This window comes from Trichocoleus sp. DQ-A1 (assembly GCF_039961955.1).
Taxonomy (GTDB): domain Bacteria; phylum Cyanobacteriota; class Cyanobacteriia; order Cyanobacteriales; family FACHB-T130; genus FACHB-T130.
In genome coordinates this window covers 14637-34851 of record NZ_JAMPKE010000005.1, presented here as the reverse complement: position 1 = coordinate 34851, position 20215 = coordinate 14637, and the positions used below count along the sequence as shown (strand labels likewise).

General features: G+C 47.3%; 16 protein-coding genes. 8 read left to right on the top strand and 8 right to left on the bottom strand.

What is annotated here, in order from left to right; genetic code table 11:
• Positions 1-318: 318 nt before the first annotated feature.
• On the bottom strand, positions 319-708 hold the full coding sequence (locus NDI33_RS07180; protein ID WP_190677182.1) for a hypothetical protein: 390 nt from the start codon (positions 706-708) through the stop codon (positions 319-321).
• A gap of 756 nt (positions 709-1464) precedes the next feature.
• Between NDI33_RS07180 and NDI33_RS07175 the strand changes: the two genes are divergently transcribed.
• On the top strand, positions 1465-3444 hold the full coding sequence (locus NDI33_RS07175) for a long-chain fatty acid--CoA ligase (protein WP_190677178.1): 1980 nt from the start codon (positions 1465-1467) through the stop codon (positions 3442-3444).
• Positions 3445-3581: 137 nt separating this feature from the next.
• Positions 3582-4031: a YlqD family protein gene (locus tag NDI33_RS07170; RefSeq protein ID WP_190414598.1), complete on the top strand. Its 450-nt coding sequence runs from the start codon at positions 3582-3584 to the stop codon at positions 4029-4031.
• A gap of 74 nt (positions 4032-4105) precedes the next feature.
• On the opposite strand, the gene NDI33_RS07165 is transcribed toward NDI33_RS07170, so the two are convergent.
• The gene (locus NDI33_RS07165) at positions 4106-4621 is read right to left on the bottom strand and encodes a hypothetical protein (protein WP_190424989.1); all 516 of its coding nucleotides are present in this window, start codon (positions 4619-4621) and stop codon (positions 4106-4108) included.
• Between the two features lie 198 nt (positions 4622-4819).
• Between NDI33_RS07165 and NDI33_RS07160 the strand changes: the two genes are divergently transcribed.
• Positions 4820-6157 (top strand): dihydrolipoamide acetyltransferase family protein, encoded by a 1338-nt coding sequence (locus NDI33_RS07160; RefSeq protein ID WP_190536076.1) that lies wholly within the window; start codon positions 4820-4822, stop codon positions 6155-6157.
• 75 nt (positions 6158-6232) lie between these two features.
• Here the strand turns inward: NDI33_RS07160 and NDI33_RS07155 are convergent, their stop codons facing one another.
• Entirely contained in the window at positions 6233-6796 is a 564-nt protein-coding gene (locus NDI33_RS07155) for a Uma2 family endonuclease (RefSeq protein ID WP_190677175.1), read from the bottom strand.
• A gap of 44 nt (positions 6797-6840) precedes the next feature.
• Positions 6841-9213, bottom strand: coding sequence for an NB-ARC domain-containing protein (locus NDI33_RS07150; RefSeq protein ID WP_347275927.1), 2373 nt, complete (start codon positions 9211-9213; stop codon positions 6841-6843).
• 132 nt (positions 9214-9345) lie between these two features.
• Here NDI33_RS07150 and NDI33_RS07145 point away from each other — a divergent pair, with 132 nt between their 5' ends.
• From NDI33_RS07145 to NDI33_RS07135, 3 genes are read left to right on the top strand one after another with little or no spacing between them, the layout of a single operon-like run.
• A complete protein-coding gene (locus tag NDI33_RS07145) occupies positions 9346-10269 on the top strand; it encodes a M23 family metallopeptidase (RefSeq protein WP_190677173.1) in 924 nt (307 codons plus the stop codon).
• Positions 10270-10416 carry a hypothetical protein gene (locus NDI33_RS07140; protein WP_190677171.1) on the top strand — a complete coding sequence of 49 codons (147 nt, stop codon included), beginning with the start codon at positions 10270-10272 and terminating at the stop codon, positions 10414-10416. It abuts the gene before it with no gap.
• A gap of 48 nt (positions 10417-10464) precedes the next feature.
• Positions 10465-12147 (top strand): GspE/PulE family protein, encoded by a 1683-nt coding sequence (locus NDI33_RS07135; protein WP_190677169.1) that lies wholly within the window; start codon positions 10465-10467, stop codon positions 12145-12147.
• A 72-nt stretch (positions 12148-12219) separates the two neighbouring features.
• Here NDI33_RS07135 and NDI33_RS07130 read toward each other — a convergent pair whose 3' ends face one another.
• Together NDI33_RS07130 and NDI33_RS07125 are read right to left on the bottom strand one after the other, a co-directional pair.
• Entirely contained in the window at positions 12220-12597 is a 378-nt protein-coding gene (locus NDI33_RS07130) for a hypothetical protein (RefSeq protein WP_190677167.1), read from the bottom strand.
• 2 nt (positions 12598-12599) lie between these two features.
• Complete coding sequence (locus NDI33_RS07125; protein WP_190527702.1) at positions 12600-12809, bottom strand: hypothetical protein; 210 nt, start codon at positions 12807-12809, stop codon at positions 12600-12602.
• A gap of 277 nt (positions 12810-13086) precedes the next feature.
• On the opposite strand from NDI33_RS07125, the gene NDI33_RS07120 reads away from it, so the two are divergent.
• Together NDI33_RS07120 and NDI33_RS07115 are read left to right on the top strand one after the other, a co-directional pair.
• Positions 13087-13326: a helix-turn-helix transcriptional regulator gene (locus NDI33_RS07120; RefSeq protein WP_190414591.1), complete on the top strand. Its 240-nt coding sequence runs from the start codon at positions 13087-13089 to the stop codon at positions 13324-13326.
• 261 nt (positions 13327-13587) lie between these two features.
• Positions 13588-15300 (top strand): DUF262 domain-containing protein, encoded by a 1713-nt coding sequence (locus NDI33_RS07115; protein ID WP_190677165.1) that lies wholly within the window; start codon positions 13588-13590, stop codon positions 15298-15300.
• A gap of 195 nt (positions 15301-15495) precedes the next feature.
• Here the strand turns inward: NDI33_RS07115 and NDI33_RS07110 are convergent, their stop codons facing one another.
• Complete coding sequence (locus NDI33_RS07110) at positions 15496-18678, bottom strand: efflux RND transporter permease subunit (protein ID WP_190677163.1); 3183 nt, start codon at positions 18676-18678, stop codon at positions 15496-15498.
• 78 nt (positions 18679-18756) lie between these two features.
• Complete coding sequence (locus NDI33_RS07105) at positions 18757-20115, bottom strand: efflux RND transporter periplasmic adaptor subunit (protein WP_190677161.1); 1359 nt, start codon at positions 20113-20115, stop codon at positions 18757-18759.
• Positions 20116-20215 lie beyond the last annotated feature (100 nt).

The window sequence follows — 20215 nt, the reverse complement described above, 5'->3', positions numbered from 1 at the left end:
ATTTTTAGATACAACAGTTGTACGATAAATCTGAAGTATTCAGTTTGGAATAGCTATAGGAGTGAGGAGCCAGGAGCCGAAATTCATAAGCTTCCTAACTCTTGAGTTTCGTCAGAATCGTCTGTTGTACTTACGTTACAAATAGCATTATATTTGTAACCACGAGGTAAACATGTTGAGCGCAACCTCATCTGAGGCAACCAGATACCAAAATACAGAAATCTCTCTTAAAGAGAAATCAAAAAGGGTGGACGATATCCACCCTTGTTAATCATTCAGGCGCACTTAAAAAATAATTTCGGTGCTTACAGGTAACACCTACCACAACTTCAACTGCTTACCAATCCAGTTTCCTGACTGATATACGCCATAAGCCGTTGCCGCAGCTCCACCAGCTAGGATTGCACCCATCACTACTGGCCCACCTACAGCCGAAGTAACAACCGCGGTTGCTGCTGCTCCAGCCACATTAGTTCCCATAGCGCCAGCAATTGCAGTTGTGACTCCACCTAGTCCCATTGATGAAACTGCGGAAGCCATGCCAGCGTAACCTGCAAGGGAACCTGCACCTGCGGCAGCAGCAGAAGCAACAGACGTTCCGACAATAGCAGCAGTCTGGATACCAGCCTTAGCCGCCTTTTCTGCCGATCTGTCACTTCCATCTAAACCATCGGTCAATCCATCAAATGCGTCTTTGACAGGTGCCATAAGTTACACTGCCGTATCTTACAATAATCCAGGTCAAAAATTAAGCGAAATTTGTAATAACAGCCTAAAATATTTATTCTGAAATGTCAGTATATTTTTCCGAATTAAGTACTTACACTGAACCTCTTGATAGCTTTATAAAGGTTTTAAAATATTGTTGCCATTGGATTTAAAGTTAGTGTTAAGCAATAGGTTGGAAAGTTATTATTACAGTGTTTTGAGCAGCAATTTTTAACAGAGAGAAGGCATTATGCTACATAAAGGCTACGTTATCAGGTTTTGACGATACAAAGGTAATAGAGGTGTATTTTGATAGCGATCGCAATTATCATCAGCACAACGAGAAATTGTTGATTGAGATTACGCTACTCAACATTTTTTACCAAACAGGAATGCGGCGAAACACCTCACAGATTGAGCGATCGCATTCTTTCGCTAAGCCGTATATTAGATGCGATCGCTTCTCGTATCTAAGTAGAGAGTAAGTACGAGCGCTTCATTATACTGAGGTATTGCGTTTTAAAAAATTTATGGGTGTGCCTCTTTGAGTTTTTCTTGGGCGCATGGATTCCCATTCTCAATGAATATACTGTCAAGTAGCAATAGTCAAGTATCAATTATTACGAATAATTAAATGCGATCGCTCTGCACAGATAGCATAGACACAATCAATTCTGTCCCTAAAACCTGTTATTGAAGCAACAGAGGAGTATTTTGGAAAAAGAGCTGATTAACGATTGCAGCGATTAATAGAATATGTCAAAAGCCTCTAGTTCCTTCCAACTCAGCGAGCGAGACCGTGCTAACCTTAGCCGCATGGTAGATTACAGTTCGGTGGAATCTCTACCGGCTATCTGGCAGTTGGCGCGATCGCACTTTGGTAATACCATTGCCCTCCACGACCCCCACGCTCAACCAGAAGTAGTCATAAATTACACCGAACTAGCTCAGCAAATTCAACAATTTGCCGCTGGGTTGCAGGCATTAGGAGTACAGCCAGAATCTCGCCTCGCCCTGATTGCGGATAATAGCCCGCGCTGGTTTATTGCCGACCAAGGGGCGATGACCGCTGGGGCAGTTGATATCGTGCGTAGCTCTCAGGCAGAGCGGGAAGAGTTACTATTTATACTTGCAGATAGCGGCAGCACTACTTTAGTGGTGGAAGACCTGAAGACGCTAAAAAAACTCAGGGAACGCCTCAACGACCTCCCGATTCAGCTAGTCGTCTTGCTCTCCGAAGAAGAATCCCCCGAAGAATCCACCCTGAAAATGCTGAACTTCTCTGGGGTCATGGCAGCAGGGGCAAATCAATCCTTGCAGCCGGTGAAGCAAAGCCGAGAAATGCTAGCGACGCTGATTTATACTTCTGGTACGACAGGCAAGCCCAAAGGCGTGATGCTGACGCATGGCAACCTGCTCCACCAGATTACCAACTTGGGAACCATCGTTCAGCCGCAACCAGGCGAACCTGTCCTGACGATTCTCCCCACTTGGCACAGCTTCGGGCGCACTGGCGAATACTTTTTCCTCTCCCACGGTTGCACCCAGATTTACACGAGCATTCGCCACATCAAAAAAGACTTTAAAGAATTCCAACCCCACTATTTAATCGCTGTTCCCCGACTGTGGGAATCTATCTACGAAGGCGTCCAGAAGCAGTTCCGCGAACAGCCTGCAAACAAGCAGAAACTGGTTAAAAATCTGCTAAGCATTAGTCAGCGCTACATTGAAGCTCGCCGTACTTGGCACAACTTGCGCTTACAACCCCAACCTCCCTCCATGCAAGAACGGCTATTAGCTGGAAGCCAAATGCTTACCTTGGCTCCTATCCATGCGCTTGCCGAAAAATTAGTGTATGGAAAAATCCGAGAAGCCACTGGCGGCAAATTAAAGTACGTCATCAGTGGCGGCGGCTCTCTGGCAATGCACCTGGAAAACTTCTTTGAAATTATTGGACTTGAGGTGCTGGTGGGCTATGGTCTTACAGAAACATCGCCCGTCTTAACGGCTCGTCAGTCTTGGTGCAATTTGCGGGGTTCATCTGGGCGATTTCTGCCAGGGACGGAAATTAAAATTGTTGACCCCGAAACCCGCAAACCCCTTCCGGCTGGGAGTCGCGGTCTGGTTTTAGCACGAGGGCCGCAAGTGATGCAGGGATATTATCAAAATCCCCAAGCGACTGCCAAGGCAATTGACGCTGAAGGTTGGTTTGATAGCGGCGATTTGGGTTGGCTCACAGAGGCGAATGACTTAGTGCTGACAGGTCGGGCGAAGGATACGATAGTTTTAACCAACGGCGAAAACATCGAACCCCAGCCGATTGAAGATGCCTGTCTGCGGAGTGCTTATATTGACCAAATTGTGCTGGTGGGTCAAGATGAGCGATCGCTTGGTGCTTTAATTGTCCCCAATCTGGAAGCTTTGCAAAAGTGGGCAGCAGACAACAATCTGCACTTGCGTCTCCCAGAACAAACTTCCTCAGCTAGCAATATCCCGACTGCATCCACTCAAGAAATTGACCTGAATAGTAAGATTGTTCAGGAATTATTCAAGAAAGAATTAAACCGGGAGGTGCAAAATCGTCCTGGTTATCGCCCAGATGACCGGATAAGTCTCTTTAAGCTAATTCTGGAGCCGTTCTCCATTGAAAATGGCATGATGACCCAGACGTTGAAAATCCGCCGACCTGTCGTAATGGAACGCTACCGCGATATGATCGACGGGATGTTTGCCTGATTTGGTCGGAAAGTTGGAAAAAAGTCTGAAGGATGAAGTGTAGTGCGAACTACACACACCGCCTTCATCCTTTAGCTCTCACCCTGAGCGCCTTTCCTACAAACCTTTACTCTTTAATTTTTCCAAGCAAAACGGATATGGATGTTTCTCAATCACACCTGCTGCTGAAGCGACCCGTTACAATCAAGGCCGTTGTTACTCCTCGTTGGAAAGAGGAAGCACAGCAACAACTCCAGGCGCAAATTAACCAGCTTGACTCTCAGTTGCAACAGCTTGAAATGCAAGGACAGCGGGCAATCTCAGAAATTCAAAAGCAGAATCTGCAACCCCCTGGCCCTCAAGTGATGCAACAAATTGACAATATCCAAATCCAGGTTAATCAAAAGAAAAGCGAACTGCTTGAGCAGAAAAATCAACTTCTGCAACAGTTGCAACAAGTGCAGCTGATAGAACTCAACGACGAAGTGAATCACGGTCAGATTGAAGGCTTCTTTAAAGTAGAGCCGGGAGATAATCTGATTCAAAAAATGCAGGTAGAAATTCTCCTGCGCGATGGAATTGTAGAAGAAATTCGCGGGGAAATTTAATGCGAATGGTTAATGGCGAATGGCGAATGGGTAATTCGGAGATTGCCATTCGCCATTCGTCGATATTGGGGCATCTACTGACAATTTTGAGTTGACCAATCTTGATGACCTCGCCCCACATGACACTTGACTTGGGAACCAGCCCATGCCAATTTCCATTCCTTGGGTGTTTGAGCTGATGGGGAGGTCGGCACGAATTCAACGCGATGCCTGATAGCACCGACAGAATCATCTGCAACGCCGGTTTGGGTAATCGTTACAACCGCTAGATTTTGTTGCGGATACTCAAGCGTAACTTCCCGCGTTCCCCCCTCGGATTCAGTTTGGCCGAAGTGAGCAATTGCGATCGCTTTCGGGTCAGTCCCTTTCAAAGAGTTAGCAGACTTAATCTCTTGTAGCGGTATCGGTTTATACTTTGTTCGCTCAGCTTCTGCTACAGGTGCATTTTGGCTTACCTGTTGGGAGGATGGCTCAACACTTGGACTGCTGGCAGGCGTGGGAGTTGATTGAGTGCTGTTGCTGATGCTGCAAGCACTCAAGCCCAGTGCCATACCGACTAACACCACGAGGGATTTAAACTTGCCAGACATCGTTATAATAGAGAGTTTGAATTAGTTTTCTCTATCCAATTCTATTCAGCAGCACCAACGTCCGGAGAATTCGGCGTTGAAGGATACAAACTCAATAGACTGTTGTAGAGTCGGATAGTTGTAATGACCATCGGTCAAGATACAATTCAATCTGGCTTTAATCTTGTTTATATAGACTGTCGATTCGGAAGACACCCCATGATTCACGAAGTTTTCATGCCCGCCCTTAGTTCCACCATGACCGAAGGCAAAATTGTCTCCTGGGTCAAATCTCCCGGCGACAAAGTGGAAAAAGGCGAAACCGTGGTGGTTGTCGAGTCGGACAAAGCTGATATGGACGTGGAGTCCTTCTACGAAGGATATCTCGCCACCATTATCGTACCTGCCGGTGAAGCAGCTCCGGTCGGGGCTGCGATCGCGCTCGTCGCCGAAACCGAAGCCGAAATCGAAACAGCCAAGCAACAGGCTCCTGGTTCTGCCCCCGCAACGCCATCGGTAAACGAATCCGCTCCCGCTCCTGCCCAACCTACCGCAGCCCCAGCCACCGCAGCCCCAGTCCCTGTAGAAACGACACCAGCCGCCGCCCGTCGCAATGGACGCAGCATTGTCTCCCCCCGTGCCCGGAAGTTAGCCAAAGAGCTGGGCGTCGATTTGAGTACCTTGCAAGGCAGTGGTCCCCACGGTCGGATTGTCGCAGAAGATGTGGAAGCATTGGCGAATAAGGGTAAACAACCCGTCGGTACAACTGCTACACCGACAATGACGCCCGTGGCTCCCCCTCCAGTAGCACCCGTCGCACCCGCGTCACCTGCACCCGCCGTTAAACCCGCCGCCGCAGCTCCCGTACCCGCCGTTGCCGTTCCCGGTAGTGTCGTCCCCCTCAACACGCTGCAAAACGCCGTGGTGCGGAATATGGTAGCCAGTCTGCAAGTGCCTACCTTCCGCGTCGGTTACACCATCACGACGGATAATCTAGATAAGCTCTACAAGCAGATTAAATCCAAAGGTGTCACCATGACCGGGCTACTTGCCAAAGCAGTAGCCGTAACCTTGCAAAAACATCCTTTGGTGAATGCCAGCTTCTCAGACCAGGGAATTCAGTATCACAGTGCGATTAACGTTGCCGTAGCCGTAGCAATGGATGGCGGCGGCTTAATTACGCCAGTTCTGCAAAATGCCGACCAGCAGGATATTTACTCTCTATCTCGCACTTGGAAAGATTTAGTCGAACGCTCCAGAAGCAAGCAACTGCAACCCGCAGAATACAGTTCTGGCACCTTTACCCTCTCGAATTTGGGGATGTATGGGGTAGACAAGTTTGATGCTATCTTGCCGCCAGGAACAGGTGCTATCTTGGCAATTGGCGCGTCGCGTCCTCAAGTTGTCGCCACGGAAGACGGGATGATGGGAGTGCGCCGACAGATGCAGGTCAATCTTACCGCCGACCACCGAATTATCTACGGTGCCGATGCCGCTGCTTTCCTGCAAGATTTGGCAAAATTGATTGAAACTAATGCCCAATCTTTAACTCTCTAATTCAACCTTCTAAAAAGGGTGGGCAGTGCCCACCCTTTTTACTTTTTGACTTTTAAAAATTAAATAATCCACACCTCACCCCAATAATTCATCAACTGCCACGCTGAACCCTTGTAGCACAACTTGAGTGCTAGCAACCTCTCCAGAAATAAATACAAGTCGTTGATTTTGAGTAACTACAATAATCCAAAGATTATCAGGAAAAACTAGCCAAACTTCCTCAGCACCAGATTGTAAATATTCGTGAGATTTAGCAATTACATCTTCAGCAATATCCGTAGGCGAAACAATCTCAGCAATTAGCGGGAAACTCCTGGGAAATACAGCAGGTTCTCCAAACTGGTTAATTAGTTCTGGTGTTAAATAAGCAACATCAGAAGAACGTCCCTGCTGATTAGTGCGACAAGGAACCTCTGTATAAACTTCTCCCCCTTGTCCGCTGGAGTCTTTGTAACTTCTCCAGTAAAAGTACACATTACCTTGAATCCGGCTATGCTTGAGTGTCACTCCGTTTTTCTCCACCAATTCCCCATTCACCCACTCTGTATTATTAGGGGGAGTTTGCATCCATTCCTCTAGAGAAATCTGGGGACATTCACTAACTTTAGCCTCGGTTGATTCAATGCTTGAACTTATCATATTAGTTTATCTTCCTTTATTTTTAAGTATAAATTGACCCTTTCCTACTCATAACTTGCTATCGCCCGTCGCACTTTCTCGACTTGCTTTGGTGCTTTCATTTTATCAAACAGTCGAATTGCCTCATCAAAATTTGCCTGACTCTTCTCGTTTTTACCCATCTTTTGATAAGTCAAGGCAAGTTGATAGTAAGCCTCAGCAAGATCGCATTTAGCGCCTATTTTTTCCAGCAGCTCTATTGATTCCAAATGGTTTAAAAGTGCTGTATCAAAATCTTCCTGTTCTCGGTAAATTTCTGCTAAACCATTTAGAGCTTTAGCCCGCAATTGAGGGTAATCGCTTTCATCTGCAAAATGGAGGGTTTTTGTGTACATTTCAAAAGATTTTCTCATATCTCCTAAATTGTTATATGTTGAGCCTAAAAATAAGTGACTATATCCTGTAACCCATGTGTCGCAATGATTCCATAAGGTACTACCCTTTGTTATTTCATTGTCCACCTTATCAGCCCACTCATATGCCTCTTGTTTTAAAGCAAGACATGATTTTACGAAAGCTAGACAAAACCAAGACCATACTAATTCTTCATAAATACTATATTGATTACATTGTATTTCAACATCTGCAAAATAACTGGATGCTTCTTCAATTTCCCACAAGCCTATTTTACATAAACCTAAATTTAGCAAAGCTATTAATTCCAGCTTTTTGTCTTGAGCTTTTATGGCAAAATCCTGGGAATTAATATAATAATTTATTGCTCTTTTTGTTTCACCTTCTATCCAGTATCTATCTCCAAGCAATTCATAGATTTTTCCCAAAACTTTTGAATTTTTAATATTATTGAGTATTGGTATTACTAAAGTTAGCTTCTGCGAAAGTCCTAGCATATAAAGGGAACGACCAAGAAACTGATTATAATTCCATCTATTATTTATTCTCTTGATAAATACAGTAGCAGCTTGCTCAAAGTCTTGAATCTCTAGATAGTGATAATAAGCCTCAAAAGCTTTTAGTGCATCTTCTATAGTTTCAACTGTTTTAACACTCTCCGTCCAAAACTCTGCTGCTTTGCAGTTCGCTATCTCCCAATCTTCACTTTTTCTCAATCGTGCGATCGCCTCTGCCCGAATTACTGGATGCAGCAAGTATTTTCCCTTTTGGCACTCTATTAAACACCGATTTCGCAACGATTCAATGATGCGTCTACGCTGTACTTCTGGGACATCCCACAGTACACACAACAGTCCCTCAGTCGGGATAGTCGGCACATCCTGATAGCGATAGCATCCCAAACGGCAGAGGAGTCGATAGGCTTCAGGGTAAATTTCTTCAAGACGGTTGAACTGATCCTTAATTAGGTTTTCTACAGCTAATTCCACTAATAAATCAGCTTCGACTTTATGTTCTCGCCAATAGGCTGCCATACCCCCATCTGTGTGAATTGGATCGCACAGAACTTTCATCGCTAGGGCATTGCCGTCATAAGCTTTGTGCATTTCCCGCAGAGCCGTATCATCTGTATCAATGTTGCGACTGCTAAAAAACTCTTGCCATGCCTGTTCATTCAATCTAGGCAAGGAATAGCTTGCTACATCTACGCATTCACCCAGCGGTTCGCGGCTAGTAATTAGCGTCACTGACTGCACTGTTGAGTCAGCTAAAACTCGCAACAGTTCCACATAGCGGCGATGGGGTTCAATAAACTTACCTTGTTTATCGAGTGCAGGTTCCAAGTTATCAATCAACACCCCAACTCGGCGCGTCTGGAGTTGACGTTTTAACCGCCCAAGCGTTACCCCAAACTCACGCCCTGGTTCCTCCTGAAAGTCCTGTTTGAGCCATTCTTCAATCACACTCTCGACAGCGGTGATGTTCTCCTTCTCCTTTGCCATCAGGAGTTCCAGCACCAAATCAAACCCTTGAGTTTTTTTGAGATATTGCTGCGCCAGAGTTGTTTTACCCACGCCGCCAGGTGCCTGTATGACGATGACTTTCGCCCCTTGGTTGACACGGATGTTCAGGTGAGAGATCGCATCTTCCCTCCCCATAAAATTCGGATCTGGGTGTGACGAATAATCATGAGAAATCAGGGTAGCAGTTTTATTCTGTCCGCTTACCATTTCTGGCGATTCAACTTCCGGAGAAAGCTCCAGAGTAGCCTGACTAACCAACTCAGGCTTGTGCCTACGAAACAGCTTAATCAACTCAGAACGCAATGAGTAACGCTCACCAGGCTGGTTTTTCAGCCCAAATGCGTTGCAGATTTCTTGAATATGTTTTCTGGCTGTTGACGCTTCGATGCCTAGAGATTGGGCGATCGACTTATCAGTCTCCCCAGCTAGAAACTTCAATAACACCAGTCTGCGCCGAAGCGTTACACCATCTAAGACTCGCTCAAATTTTTCCTGATTCACTGATTTTGGGATGCAACAAACACCGTACACAAGTTTGTGTACTCAGCCCTCTGTGAGTATTCTTACACATCCACAGCTTGTGTACTTGTGTACTGTCATAGTCAAAATCAACAGTCTAGGATTTTGACTACCATGATTACCAAACGCACAATTTTAACGCTTGGGTCAGCTTCAATCACGCTCCTCGGTTCATTTAGCATTTGCTCAAACTTGCCAACAACAGCAGCAGTTAATGGACAGTACAGAGGCATAAAACTACCCTATCGCGCTGGTCAGTCCCGTGAGGTAACTGGTACCCACAACCGCGCACAAGGTAGACGAGCTATTGATTTCGGTATGTACAAGGAAGATGTACTGGCTATCAAAGGTGGTGTAGTTCGGAGTGCTACACAGGATCAATACGGTGGTAAGTATCTACTAATCGATCATGGCGATAACTACTGCTCAATTTACTTACACCTTGAGAGTTTCAATGTATCATTCGGTCAGACTGTGCAGCAAGGTCAAGTCATAGCAAAATCTGGAAACACTGGTCTTGGAAGAGCTTACCATCTGCACCTTGCTGTGATTCAGAAACTTAACGGAAATTGCACTGCTAACTCTTCACGTGAAATTGCAATGATTTTTGATGAAAAGCCAGGCGGAGAAATAATTTTAAAAGACAAAATAGTGTCTCAAAACAGAACCACTAGCAATGACACCACTTTTAAGAACCCTGGTGTTTCTAGCTTAGCTACGATTACGCAGCAATCAGTTAACCTTCGTGTTTGTGCTTCCAACCTTCAGGGTAAAACGGTGTACGTGCGAATGTATCGTGATGCAGTCAATGGCTTCCGAGCAAAGGAATGGCGCAATCAAAGCAAGGTAGCTCCAGATACGTGCGTGGACTTTACCAATCTTGACGATCTCGATAACGTAGGACCGACCTTTTCCGGCGTTTGGTACTACACTGTGGCATCGCTGACACCAATTCCTGACGGTGAGGCAGCTAAAAAGAGAACCCAATGCTGGAGTGCAACAGGTGGCAAGTACCTCTGTGATGCTGTACGTCGTTGATTGACAACAGATAGTTTTTTAGGCTGGGGGACGCGATCGCATCCCCCACGTTACAAGTGCGATCGCATTCCCCACATTAAAGCGCGATCGCTTCGCCTCGGACTTTGTCCTACGCTTCTGATGTCACAGAGCGATCGCCTAAGTTAGGCTGGTGTAGTCTCAACCCCAGCTGTTGATTTTTCGCTGGAAACAAGAATGCAAACCTCCCCTCCTGCTTCATCCGCTTGGCAACGGCTGAAAAATCGTGAAATTAACTGTGAAGAAGCGCTAAAACTCCTGGTAGACGAGCAAGGAACGCTCCACTTAGCTCTGCTGGATCGGGAAGTCAGTTACCGATTTTTTCGGGAATTTCCAGATAGAAAGTTTTTGCCTCCGGTGGTTCCGCTGCTGCTGTGGCGAAACTGTTACTACCTGGGAAGTCCGATGGCTCTTTCTCTAGAGGCGATTAGAGAACTGAGCGATCGCACTTTCACCGAGATCAAAATTATCCCGATTGCGGACAAGAGCTATCGCACCTGGTATCACACCCAAAACCTCGACCCCAAACGTATTTCCTCGACTCCCTTAGTGAATCCCCTCACGGGCGAGCAAGAGCAAGAAAACATCAGCGAAACGACTGAGCTATACCTCTCCAAAGCAGTTGACCAGATTGGACGGCTGAAAACCCTAATTTCTGGGGCATTGCGGAACCGCGCCAGCGATATCCACATGGAACCCGCGCCAGAAGGCTTGAGAGTCCGCTATCGCATTGATGGCGTCTTGCGGGACATTACCACTCTGCCAGTCGATGTCAGCCGCAAGGTGATCGTCGCCCTCAAAGTCATGTCTGAAATCGATATCGCCGAAAGCCGCCGCCCTCAAGATGGACGGATTGGGGAGAAATATGCTTCTGGCGAAGAATTAGAACTGGGAATGGATATGCGCGTCAGTACTCTTCCCTGCGTGGGTGGGGAAAAAGCGGTGATTCGCTTACTCCCGCGCAAAAACCCCTTTTCTAAAATCCAAAACTTAGGTTTCACTCCCACAACCCTCGAAACCTACAAAACCTGGTTGGAACAGCCCCAAGGGATGATAATCCTCACCGGCCCGACAGGGAGCGGTAAAACCAGTACGCTGTACACCAGTCTGCAATCCGTCGCCAGGGAACACGTCAATGTGGTGACGGTAGAAGATCCGGTGGAGTACATTTTGCCCCGCATCACCCAAACCCAGGTCAATGAAGCAGCGGGGATGACCTTTGCGGCAGGCTTGAGATCAATTTTGCGCCAAGACCCGGATATCATCATGGTGGGAGAAATCCGCGACCACGAAACCGCAGAAACCGCAGTTCGGGCGGCGCTAACGGGTCACTTAGTTTTTACCACGCTGCACACGAACGATGCGCCTGGTGCAATTCCCAGAATCAAAGATATTGGCCCAGATCCTGGCTTAATTAGTGATGCCCTCTTGGGAATTGTGGCTCAGCGCTTGGTGCGCCGAGTCTGTCCTCATTGTGCAGCACCCTATAAGCCGACGGAGAAGGATTTGCAGGTACTGAGTTTAGAACCAACTCAGGCAAATTCAACCACTTGGCGAAAGGGTAAGGGCTGCGCCAAGTGTTTCAATTCTGGTTATCTGGGGCGAGAGGCAATTGTTGAGTTGCTGGATATCGATGATACGGTGCGCGAAATTATCTATGACGGCACGATGACCCAGCTGAATCGCTACCTACGGGAAATCAAATTTTTCTCTTTCGGGATGGCAGCCGCAGAAAAGGTGACAAATGGGATCACAACGGTTGAGGAAGTGTTGCGCGTGCTACCCCGCAGTGCCTTCTCCCGCCGCAAGTCTCTGGCTGGAAGTCGCACGGAGCAGTTTACACCGTTGGGTGTGGGATAGCGATCGCGCTTTTGCGGTAAGGCTACATAAGCTTCGCTCTCGCGCTTCCCCGAAGGTACTATCTTCCTCACTTTATGCGGCGCTTTCCGATTTGGGCAAGCTGATGATATAGTCTCGGCGTTTTGTCCACAGTTGGCGGAGGTCTTCAATCATCTCTTGGTAGTAGTCGGAGAATTTGTGGCTTTCTTCTTTAATCTGAAGTCCGAGTTGTTGGAGTGCGGTAGGGGTGTGGCACGTTTGGAATAAAAGCGCGATCGCATCCCACCAGAGCCGCAATTGACGATAACTCACAAATTGTCCGCCGCGATCTGTGCGATGTACAAAAAGGACATTTTGCCAACACGCGAATCGCACAATGAAGGATTCTGGTATTTTCAGGTATTTCGCCAACAGTGCAACAGTGAGGCGAAATGTTTTTGACGGTTGAATCCGGCAAAACAAGGTTGTCATAATCAATTCACTCCAGGTTTAACTCTTGAGTCGCTGGTTTCTGGGGTTGTGTTGAAAATGATGGAGTAGAGAACGTTTGGAGTATTCGCTTTGAGGATTTGCAACTGCGCTTCGGCATCGCTGCGACGACGAAAACGAGCGATAATCAGAGAGCGCATATTCGGAAGCGATCGCACGATGCACCACGGATGTAGCTTGGAGTAATACGTCATAAAACTCTCCCAGTCATAGCTGCGAGTTACTTAGTTATGGGTTTTGAATGGATATTTACAAGGCTGTCGCTAACAAACCCAGCCAAAGATAGCGATCATGCGATCGCGTGACAGTTATGTAAGAAACTAAAGTTAGGGCAGGCATCAAAGAAAGTCAGACGGCAATTCAGCTAGATGGTAGCTTTTCAAGTTACCTGCTCATTTATAGTCTCTTACTTATCCAAACACGCTTGTAATTACTTTGTCAAGTCTGCTTGGATAAGCTTGTTTGGAAAGCATGACAGAAGAACGACAGCAAGAGCGAGAGTCTCCTTTAAGGCAGCGGAGAGAGGAATTAGGCTTAACTCAAAGAGACATTGCACTGGCTCTGGGTAAGACTGACCAAACAATTAGCAATTGGGAGACAGGTATGTATGAACCAAAGCTCACCCCCCGTGAAATGAAAGCGCTTTGCCGTCTACTGAAATGGACGCTAGAAGAACTGCCAGATGAGTTTGGCTCATTGCGATCGCAGTGAGGCGCGAGCGCATTTTTGGTGTGGGGATGCGATCGCATTTTTGAGGTGTGGATTTCATCGCTCAACACCAGGTAGTAAACGATCTCTCAATACCAATTTTTGGTTTGGTTAATTTTAGTAAGTACTATAAGTACTACTTGATAGACGCGCTCCAGCAAATATGAACAGGCAGAGTTTTATAGGAAACTGGGAATAAATTCCTATAAGTTTCTTTGTGAGTACGCTAACGTTGATAGAGGAGATTTAGCGAGGTTTTTAGAAGTGAAGGCATCGGAAACCAGTGTCCGTATCTTGCTTGAAGGGAGTAAGCAGTTCCAAATTCCGCTGTTTCAAAGGCCTTATTCATGGTCTAAAAAGCAATGGGATGCTCTTTGGGAAGACCTGCTGGAAGTATATAACGAGGCGGAAGATTACCACTTCTTGGGGCCTATTGTTACTCAGTCAGTACCTGGGACTCCTGATGGGGTTTCTCCATTTGATCTTATTGACGGGCAGCAACGCCTCACTACCCTATCTATACTATTGGCTGCGTTGCGGGATCACTTGAAAAAACATGACTCTGACTCCGCAGCGGAACTACATGAACTGTATTTAATTAATAGATTTAAGAAAGGTGAAGCCCGCTATAAAATTTTACCTACGCAAGCAGATCAAGAGGTTTATAAGCAAGTTATTGAGGGGCAAATGAATGGAGATAAAAGTATAATATCTGAAGCCTATAAGTTCTTCTGGGAGCGAATGAAGAATAGCAATTCAGAAGAAGATACTGTCTCTGTTGACATTACAAAATTAAAAAATGTGGTTTTGGAGAATATAACGCTGGTCAGCATTACGTTGGATGACCGAGACAATCCATACATTATATTTGAAAGCTTAAATCACAGAGGAGAACCCTTAACTCAGGCGGATTTAATACGTAACTACTTTTTTATGCGGCTTACTGATAAAAACCAAAAGGAAATAGTTTACAAAAAAATATGGCTGCCCCTACAAGATGAGTTTAAAAAGAATGCAGGAGAGGAAAAATACTTAAAAGAACTCACTAGAGCCTTTTGGTGTTACTTACGTAGAGAAGGAGTAGCCACAAGCGAAAATAAGATTTACCAGGAACTAAAGTCACGGCTAGATCAAAAATCCGAACATGAGGTTTTGTCGGTTATCAAAGAATTTGCTCAACTTGCTACGTATTATATACGAATTTCTTTTCCTGAAAATAATGAAAAAAATTCTGGGTTACGGCGGGCATTTGAAAGATTAAAAGAATTAAATTTTAGAAATTGTCATCCTCTCCTGCTCAACCTTTATAGAGACTATGAAAATAAAACACTCTCTTTGCAGCAGTTTGAACAAGCTCTGGGTTATGTAGAGTCCTACTTTGTACGTCGGCTGTTTGGGGATTTGTCTGTTCAATTGATGAACAAAATTTTTACAAATTTATATAAAGATGTCAACAAGCGATTAGAAGAGAAAAAATCTAGTAATTTTGTAATTGCATTACGCGAGGAATTAGCTAGTTTCGATACTAATAACAAGGGTCAAGTTTGGCCTGATGAGAATTCGTTTCGCAAGAGCATTATTGAAAACTCTGTGAATGTAAAGGACAGCAGGGTGAAGTTTTTGTTAGCAAGCTTGCAAGAACCGTTGACTAAGTTTCAAGTGAAAACAGAGGATCTTACTCTTGAACACATAATGCCTCAGAAATTGACCCCTGCATGGAAAGCATTGCTAGGAGTCAATGCGGAGGAAATATCTAAAAACTGGCTTCACACATTAGGAAATCTGACTTTGACTCCTCCTTCTTATAACTCAGAAATGTCTAACTCACCCTTTAGTAAAAAATTAGAATACCTCCAGAAAAGCGCTCTAACTTTAGACAATCAATACTTTAAAAATGTAGAAACATGGAACGCCGAGGCAATTCGATGCCGCGCTGAATACTTAGCTAATATTGCAGTTAAGGTTTGGCCTCGATAGGAAGAATCCTCATCGTAAGCCTTATCTTCTAGATAATCACCCCATTTAAATAGCGCTCGCTCAATCTAGCCTCAAGCATCACAGGGCACTCACCCCTTGCCCTTATCATCTACTACACAACAGCGCGATCGCTTCTATAAAATAAAACCCCGTAGGTTGATACTTACGGGGTTTTAGTTGTGAAATGCACTCTTACTACTTTTTACCAACTGGGAATTTATCTTGTTCTGGGTTGGGAGTAGTGGGAAGCGATCGCTTTCCCTCTGATTTTGTTTTACGAACCTCCCCATTTTTGTGCCCCCGTTTTCTGCCAAATCCGCGCTTCGGCAGTTGCACAAGCCAGCGCTGCAAGTTGTCCACGTAGGTGAATAGCACCGGCACCACCACCAGCGTTAGCAGCGTGGAAGTCGTGAAGCCGCCCATCAGCGCGATTCCCATCGGAGCGCGGACTTCAGCCCCCGCACCAATTCCCAATGCAAGGGGAATCGTACCCGCAATCGTAGCTAGAGAAGTCATCAAAATCGGTCGCAGACGATCCATCCCAGCGGCGATTAGCGCCTGATATTGCGACTTGCCTTCCTCCTGGTTAATCAAGGTATAGTCCACTAGCAGGATGGAGTTTTTCGTCACAATCCCCATCAGCAAGACAATCCCAATTAGCGCATATAACCCCAACGCTTCTTGGGCAATCATTAAACCCAACAGTGCGCCGCCTAAAGAAAGAGGCAACGCCACCATGATTGTCAGGGGATGGAGGAAATTGTTGTATAGCAGCACTAGGATGGCATAGATACACATAATTGCCAGTCCGATTGCCGAACCAAAGCGACCGAAAATCTCCTGCATAATCTCGGCATCCCCAGCGGATTCCTGCACGACTCCGGGAGGCAGATTTTTGAGGGCAGGTAGCTGTTGCACCGCTTGCACCGCATCTCCTAGAGCAAGACCCTGTAAGTTCGCTTGTACCGAGACCTGACGAGCGCGATTAAACCGATCGATTTGCGCTGGACCGCTGCCAAAGCGGATATCTGCCACCGACAGTAAGGGGACAAGATTGCCGTTTTGGCTAGGCACCTGAAGATTTTTGAGCGTGTCAATATCCTGCCGCGCGTCGGGATTTATCTGTACTCGAATCGGAATTTGCCGATCGGGGAGGTTAAACTTAGCCAGATTCGCTTCATTGTCGCCAATGGTGGCAAGGGATGCAGTACGCGCGATCGCTTGCACTGTCACTCCCAAATCCGCAGCTCGTGCCGCATCGGGAATAATCAGAATTTCTGGCTTCACCAAACTGGCAGTAGAGGTTGCTTCTACTAAACCCGGTACGCCTCTCATCTCCTTTTCCAGAGCATCCGCTGCCAGGTTCAAAGCTTCAGGGTTTTCACTTTTGAGGACAATTGATAAATCCTTGCTCGTTCCTCCGGCTCCCTGGCTTTGGAAACTAATCCGCGCTCCTGGCACTTGGGAGAACGCTTGGCGCATTTGTTTCTCAAACTCCTTCTGAGGAAGATCCTCTCGTTGTTCCTTCGGCTTCAGGTTGACAAAAAGATTGGCAGTATTGACTTCTGTCGTTGCCAAGACACTGTCAACGGCTGGGCTTTGCTGAATTAACCGAGTTGTCTGCTGTACAACTTTTTTAGTATCTTCCAGCGTCGAACCGGGAGGGAGTTGCACCGCAACTTCCGAGAAACCAATGTCACCGTTATCAAATAAACCTTTAGGAATAAACGGGACTAGCGCCAAACTGCCCAGGAAAAATGCCAGAGCGATCGCCATCGTTGTCAGGCGATGCCGCAAAGCCCACTTCAGCACAAAGCGATACGGTTGAAATCGATTTTTTTTCCGGCTGTTAGCACCGTTCCCGTTCCCATTTCCGGGTGCATGATTGGCGGGTGAAGTCTTCTTCGGTTTGAGCAAATAAGCGCCCATCATCGGGGTAATCGTCCGCGCCACCAGAGTAGAGAAGATCGTCGAGACAGCAACCGTCACCCCAAACGGCTGGAAAAACTGTCCCGGAATCCCACCCATAAACGCCACTGGCAAAAACACCGCGATAATCGTCGCGGCGCTAGCCAGCACTGCCAAACCCACTTCCGCTGAAGAATCCAAAGCCGCTTGGAAGGGCGTTTTGCCCATATCCATGTGGCGATCCATATTCTCAATTTCAACAACCGCATCATCCACCAAGTTCCCCACCGCCAGCGCCAATGCCAGCAAAGTCATGTTGTTGAGGGTGTAACCCAGCAAATATTGCACGGCAAAGGTAGGCAGCATGGATAACGGCAGTGCCACGGCAGTAATCAACGTGGCACGCCAGTTCCGCAAAAAGATTAGAATCGTCAGCACTGCAAGCAGAGACGCTTGGATCAAGTCATCAATGGTGCCATCGTAGGATTCGCGGATAAAGTCAGCGCGAGTAAAGATGAGTTTTAGCTGGACATCCGTCCCCAGGGTTTTTTGCAGTTCTTCTACTTTCTGGCGTACCCCTTCTTCCACCGTCACCAGAGTGCTGCCAGTGCTACGCAAGACGGAAAAAGACACCACGGGTTGATTATTCAGCAGTGCCGCCTGCCGGGGGTCAGAAGAGCCATCGCGGATTTCTCCCAAAGCGGATAAGGGCACCGAACCCCCGCCCGGAAGGATAATCTCATAGTTTTGCAACGCCTGGACATTCGGCGCACTGCCTAAGGTACGAATGCTTTGTTCGCTCCCGCCTAACTCCGCTCGTCCGCCGGGTAAATTGACGTTGAGGGCGCGGATTTGGTCGTTGACTTGAGTCGCTGTAATGCCTAGAGCTTTCAGACGATCTGGATCGAGATTGACGCGAATTTCGCGGTCAACACCGCCAACCCGCTTGATTTGAGCGACTCCCTCCACCGACAGCAGGGCGCGGCTAATCGTTTCGTCAACCAGATTACTTAATTCTTCTACCGATTTTTGCTTAGAAATGACGGCGTAGTTCATAATCGGCCCACCGGAGAACTCCAGCCGTTGCACGATCGGTTCGTTGATGTCTGCGGGTAAACTTTGGCGAATTTGGGCGACCGCATTGCGAACATCATTCGTGGCGCGATCGCTATCTGTCCCCAATACAAAATTAACGACGGTGGTAGAGACGCCGTCGTTAACTGTTGAATTTAATTGGTCTATATTTCCCAGACCCGCTACAGCATCTTCAATCGGTTTCGTCACCTGAGATTCCAGTTCCGCTGGTCCCGCCCCTGCCTGGGTGACGGTAATCGAAACCGTTGGTAGATCGATATTTGGGTTGATATCAATGCCCAAACCTGTAAAAGAAAACCAACCTACCACGGTCAAAATCAAAAATAAGACCAGGGTAGGGACGGGTTTGCGAATTGACCAGCCGGAAATGTTCATAAAAGGCGAATTGAAAGATTAAAAGATTGCTGATTGCTCGTGGCTAATCGCTGATTATCCTTCGCGATTAGCCATTGGCTATTGACTCTCGACGACTCGAACTTTGTCGCCTTCTTTGAGATATCCGGCACCCGCGACGACGACGCGATCGCCTGGTTTTAACCCGCTCTTAATCTCCCTGGTGTCACCGCTCGCCACTTCTCCTAGTTCTACCTTCCGAGCTTGAACCGTGTCTTCACCCGATAGCAGGAATACAATTGCACTACCATCCGGCTGAGGGAGTATCGCCTTGGCAGGCACCGTTACCCCAGTTGTCGTAGTAGTCGTAATTGCGGCACGGGCAAACATCCCCGGTCGTAAAGACAAGCTTTCCCCACTTGAAGGTTGCGGCAGGTCGATCGTGACGGTTGCTTCCCGCCTTTGTGCGTTCACGAGGGGCGCGATTTCTCTGACTCGCCCCTGCAAGCGAATGCGGCTATCGTTATCCGAGGTGATCGTGGCGGGTGCCCCAATTTTTACTTGCGGCAGTTGGATAGCAGGAAGTTGTGCCTCCAGTTCCAGTTGTCCGTTGCGGATGATCGAAAAGAGCGGTTTACTGCCAGAAGTGACATCCCCAATCCGGGCTATTTGCTGAATTTCATCATCTACTTTTGGTCTGGTAACAATGCCGCTAGCCGGAGCGCGAACCTGGGTTTGCCCTAGCTGAGTTTGCAGTTGTTGCAGATTTGCCGCACTGCTCCTGACCTCGGCTTCGGCACTATTGATATTCGCTTGGGCAAGGCGAACCTCTTCTCTAGCGGTTGCGGCAGTGGTGGCGCGAGCATCTAGCTCTTGACGACTAATCGCCCCTGCCTGAGCCAGTTGCTGATAACGCTGGAGGTTCCGTTGGGCTTCTGCCAGGGTGGCGCGGCTTTGCGCTAAGGCAGCTTGTCTTTGCCGGACAGCGGCTTGGCTTGATTCTAACTGTGCCTTCCCCCGATCGAGTTGCGCTTGTAGGACGGAATTATCCAGAACTGCCATTACCTGTCCGGCTTCTACGGTTTGCCCCTCGTCCACCAAAACTCTCTGGATTTGTAAGCCGGTTGTCTGGGACAAAACGGGGATGAGTTCGCGGGCTTCTACTGTGCCGCTGGTTGTCAGAGTGCGGGCAACCACGGCGGATTGGGCGACAGTTGCGGTGACACTTTGGCTGGGTGGTGCTGCCTGTTGCGTGGCATCTGGCTTCTTCGCAGTCTTAGGCTGTGAAAGCAGTTTCATTCCGCCTGCGGTGAGGGCGATGCCTAGCCCTAAGCCAAGCGCCACACCCTTCCAACCAGACAGACCTCTTTTTTTGCGGCTCCGCTTCCAGCCGTCGTCGGAGGATTCTTCGTCACCGTCCCAGGTTTCATCTAATTCATCTAATTCATTAACTTCTATCTTTTTTGGGGCTTCGTCCATCACCGCGCTCCCTCCACGCTTTCACCTTACTGGCGGCAACCTTGTGCAAAGAAATGTTGCAAGGGCTACTTTTACTATGATGCAAAATTTCCGGAAAAAG

Excerpts from the sequence above, each read along its gene's own strand:
- NDI33_RS07130 (WP_190677167.1), bottom strand. The coding sequence starts at position 12,597 with ATGACAACCTTGTTTTGCCGGATTCAACCGTCAAAAACATTTCGCCTC.
- NDI33_RS07125 (WP_190527702.1), bottom strand. The coding sequence starts at position 12,809 with ATGACGTATTACTCCAAGCTACATCCGTGGTGCATCGTGCGATCGCTT.
- NDI33_RS07155 (WP_190677175.1), bottom strand. The coding sequence starts at position 6,796 with ATGATAAGTTCAAGCATTGAATCAACCGAGGCTAAAGTTAGTGAATGT.
- NDI33_RS07135 (WP_190677169.1), top strand. The coding sequence starts at position 10,465 with ATGCAAACCTCCCCTCCTGCTTCATCCGCTTGGCAACGGCTGAAAAAT.
- NDI33_RS07165 (WP_190424989.1), bottom strand. The coding sequence starts at position 4,621 with ATGTCTGGCAAGTTTAAATCCCTCGTGGTGTTAGTCGGTATGGCACTG.
- NDI33_RS07145 (WP_190677173.1), top strand. The coding sequence starts at position 9,346 with ATGATTACCAAACGCACAATTTTAACGCTTGGGTCAGCTTCAATCACG.
- NDI33_RS07160 (WP_190536076.1), top strand. The coding sequence starts at position 4,820 with ATGATTCACGAAGTTTTCATGCCCGCCCTTAGTTCCACCATGACCGAA.
- NDI33_RS07110 (WP_190677163.1), bottom strand. The coding sequence starts at position 18,678 with ATGAACATTTCCGGCTGGTCAATTCGCAAACCCGTCCCTACCCTGGTC.
- NDI33_RS07180 (WP_190677182.1), bottom strand. The coding sequence starts at position 708 with ATGGCACCTGTCAAAGACGCATTTGATGGATTGACCGATGGTTTAGAT.
- NDI33_RS07120 (WP_190414591.1), top strand. The coding sequence starts at position 13,087 with ATGACAGAAGAACGACAGCAAGAGCGAGAGTCTCCTTTAAGGCAGCGG.
- NDI33_RS07175 (WP_190677178.1), top strand. The coding sequence starts at position 1,465 with ATGTCAAAAGCCTCTAGTTCCTTCCAACTCAGCGAGCGAGACCGTGCT.
- NDI33_RS07105 (WP_190677161.1), bottom strand. The coding sequence starts at position 20,115 with ATGGACGAAGCCCCAAAAAAGATAGAAGTTAATGAATTAGATGAATTA.
- NDI33_RS07170 (WP_190414598.1), top strand. The coding sequence starts at position 3,582 with ATGGATGTTTCTCAATCACACCTGCTGCTGAAGCGACCCGTTACAATC.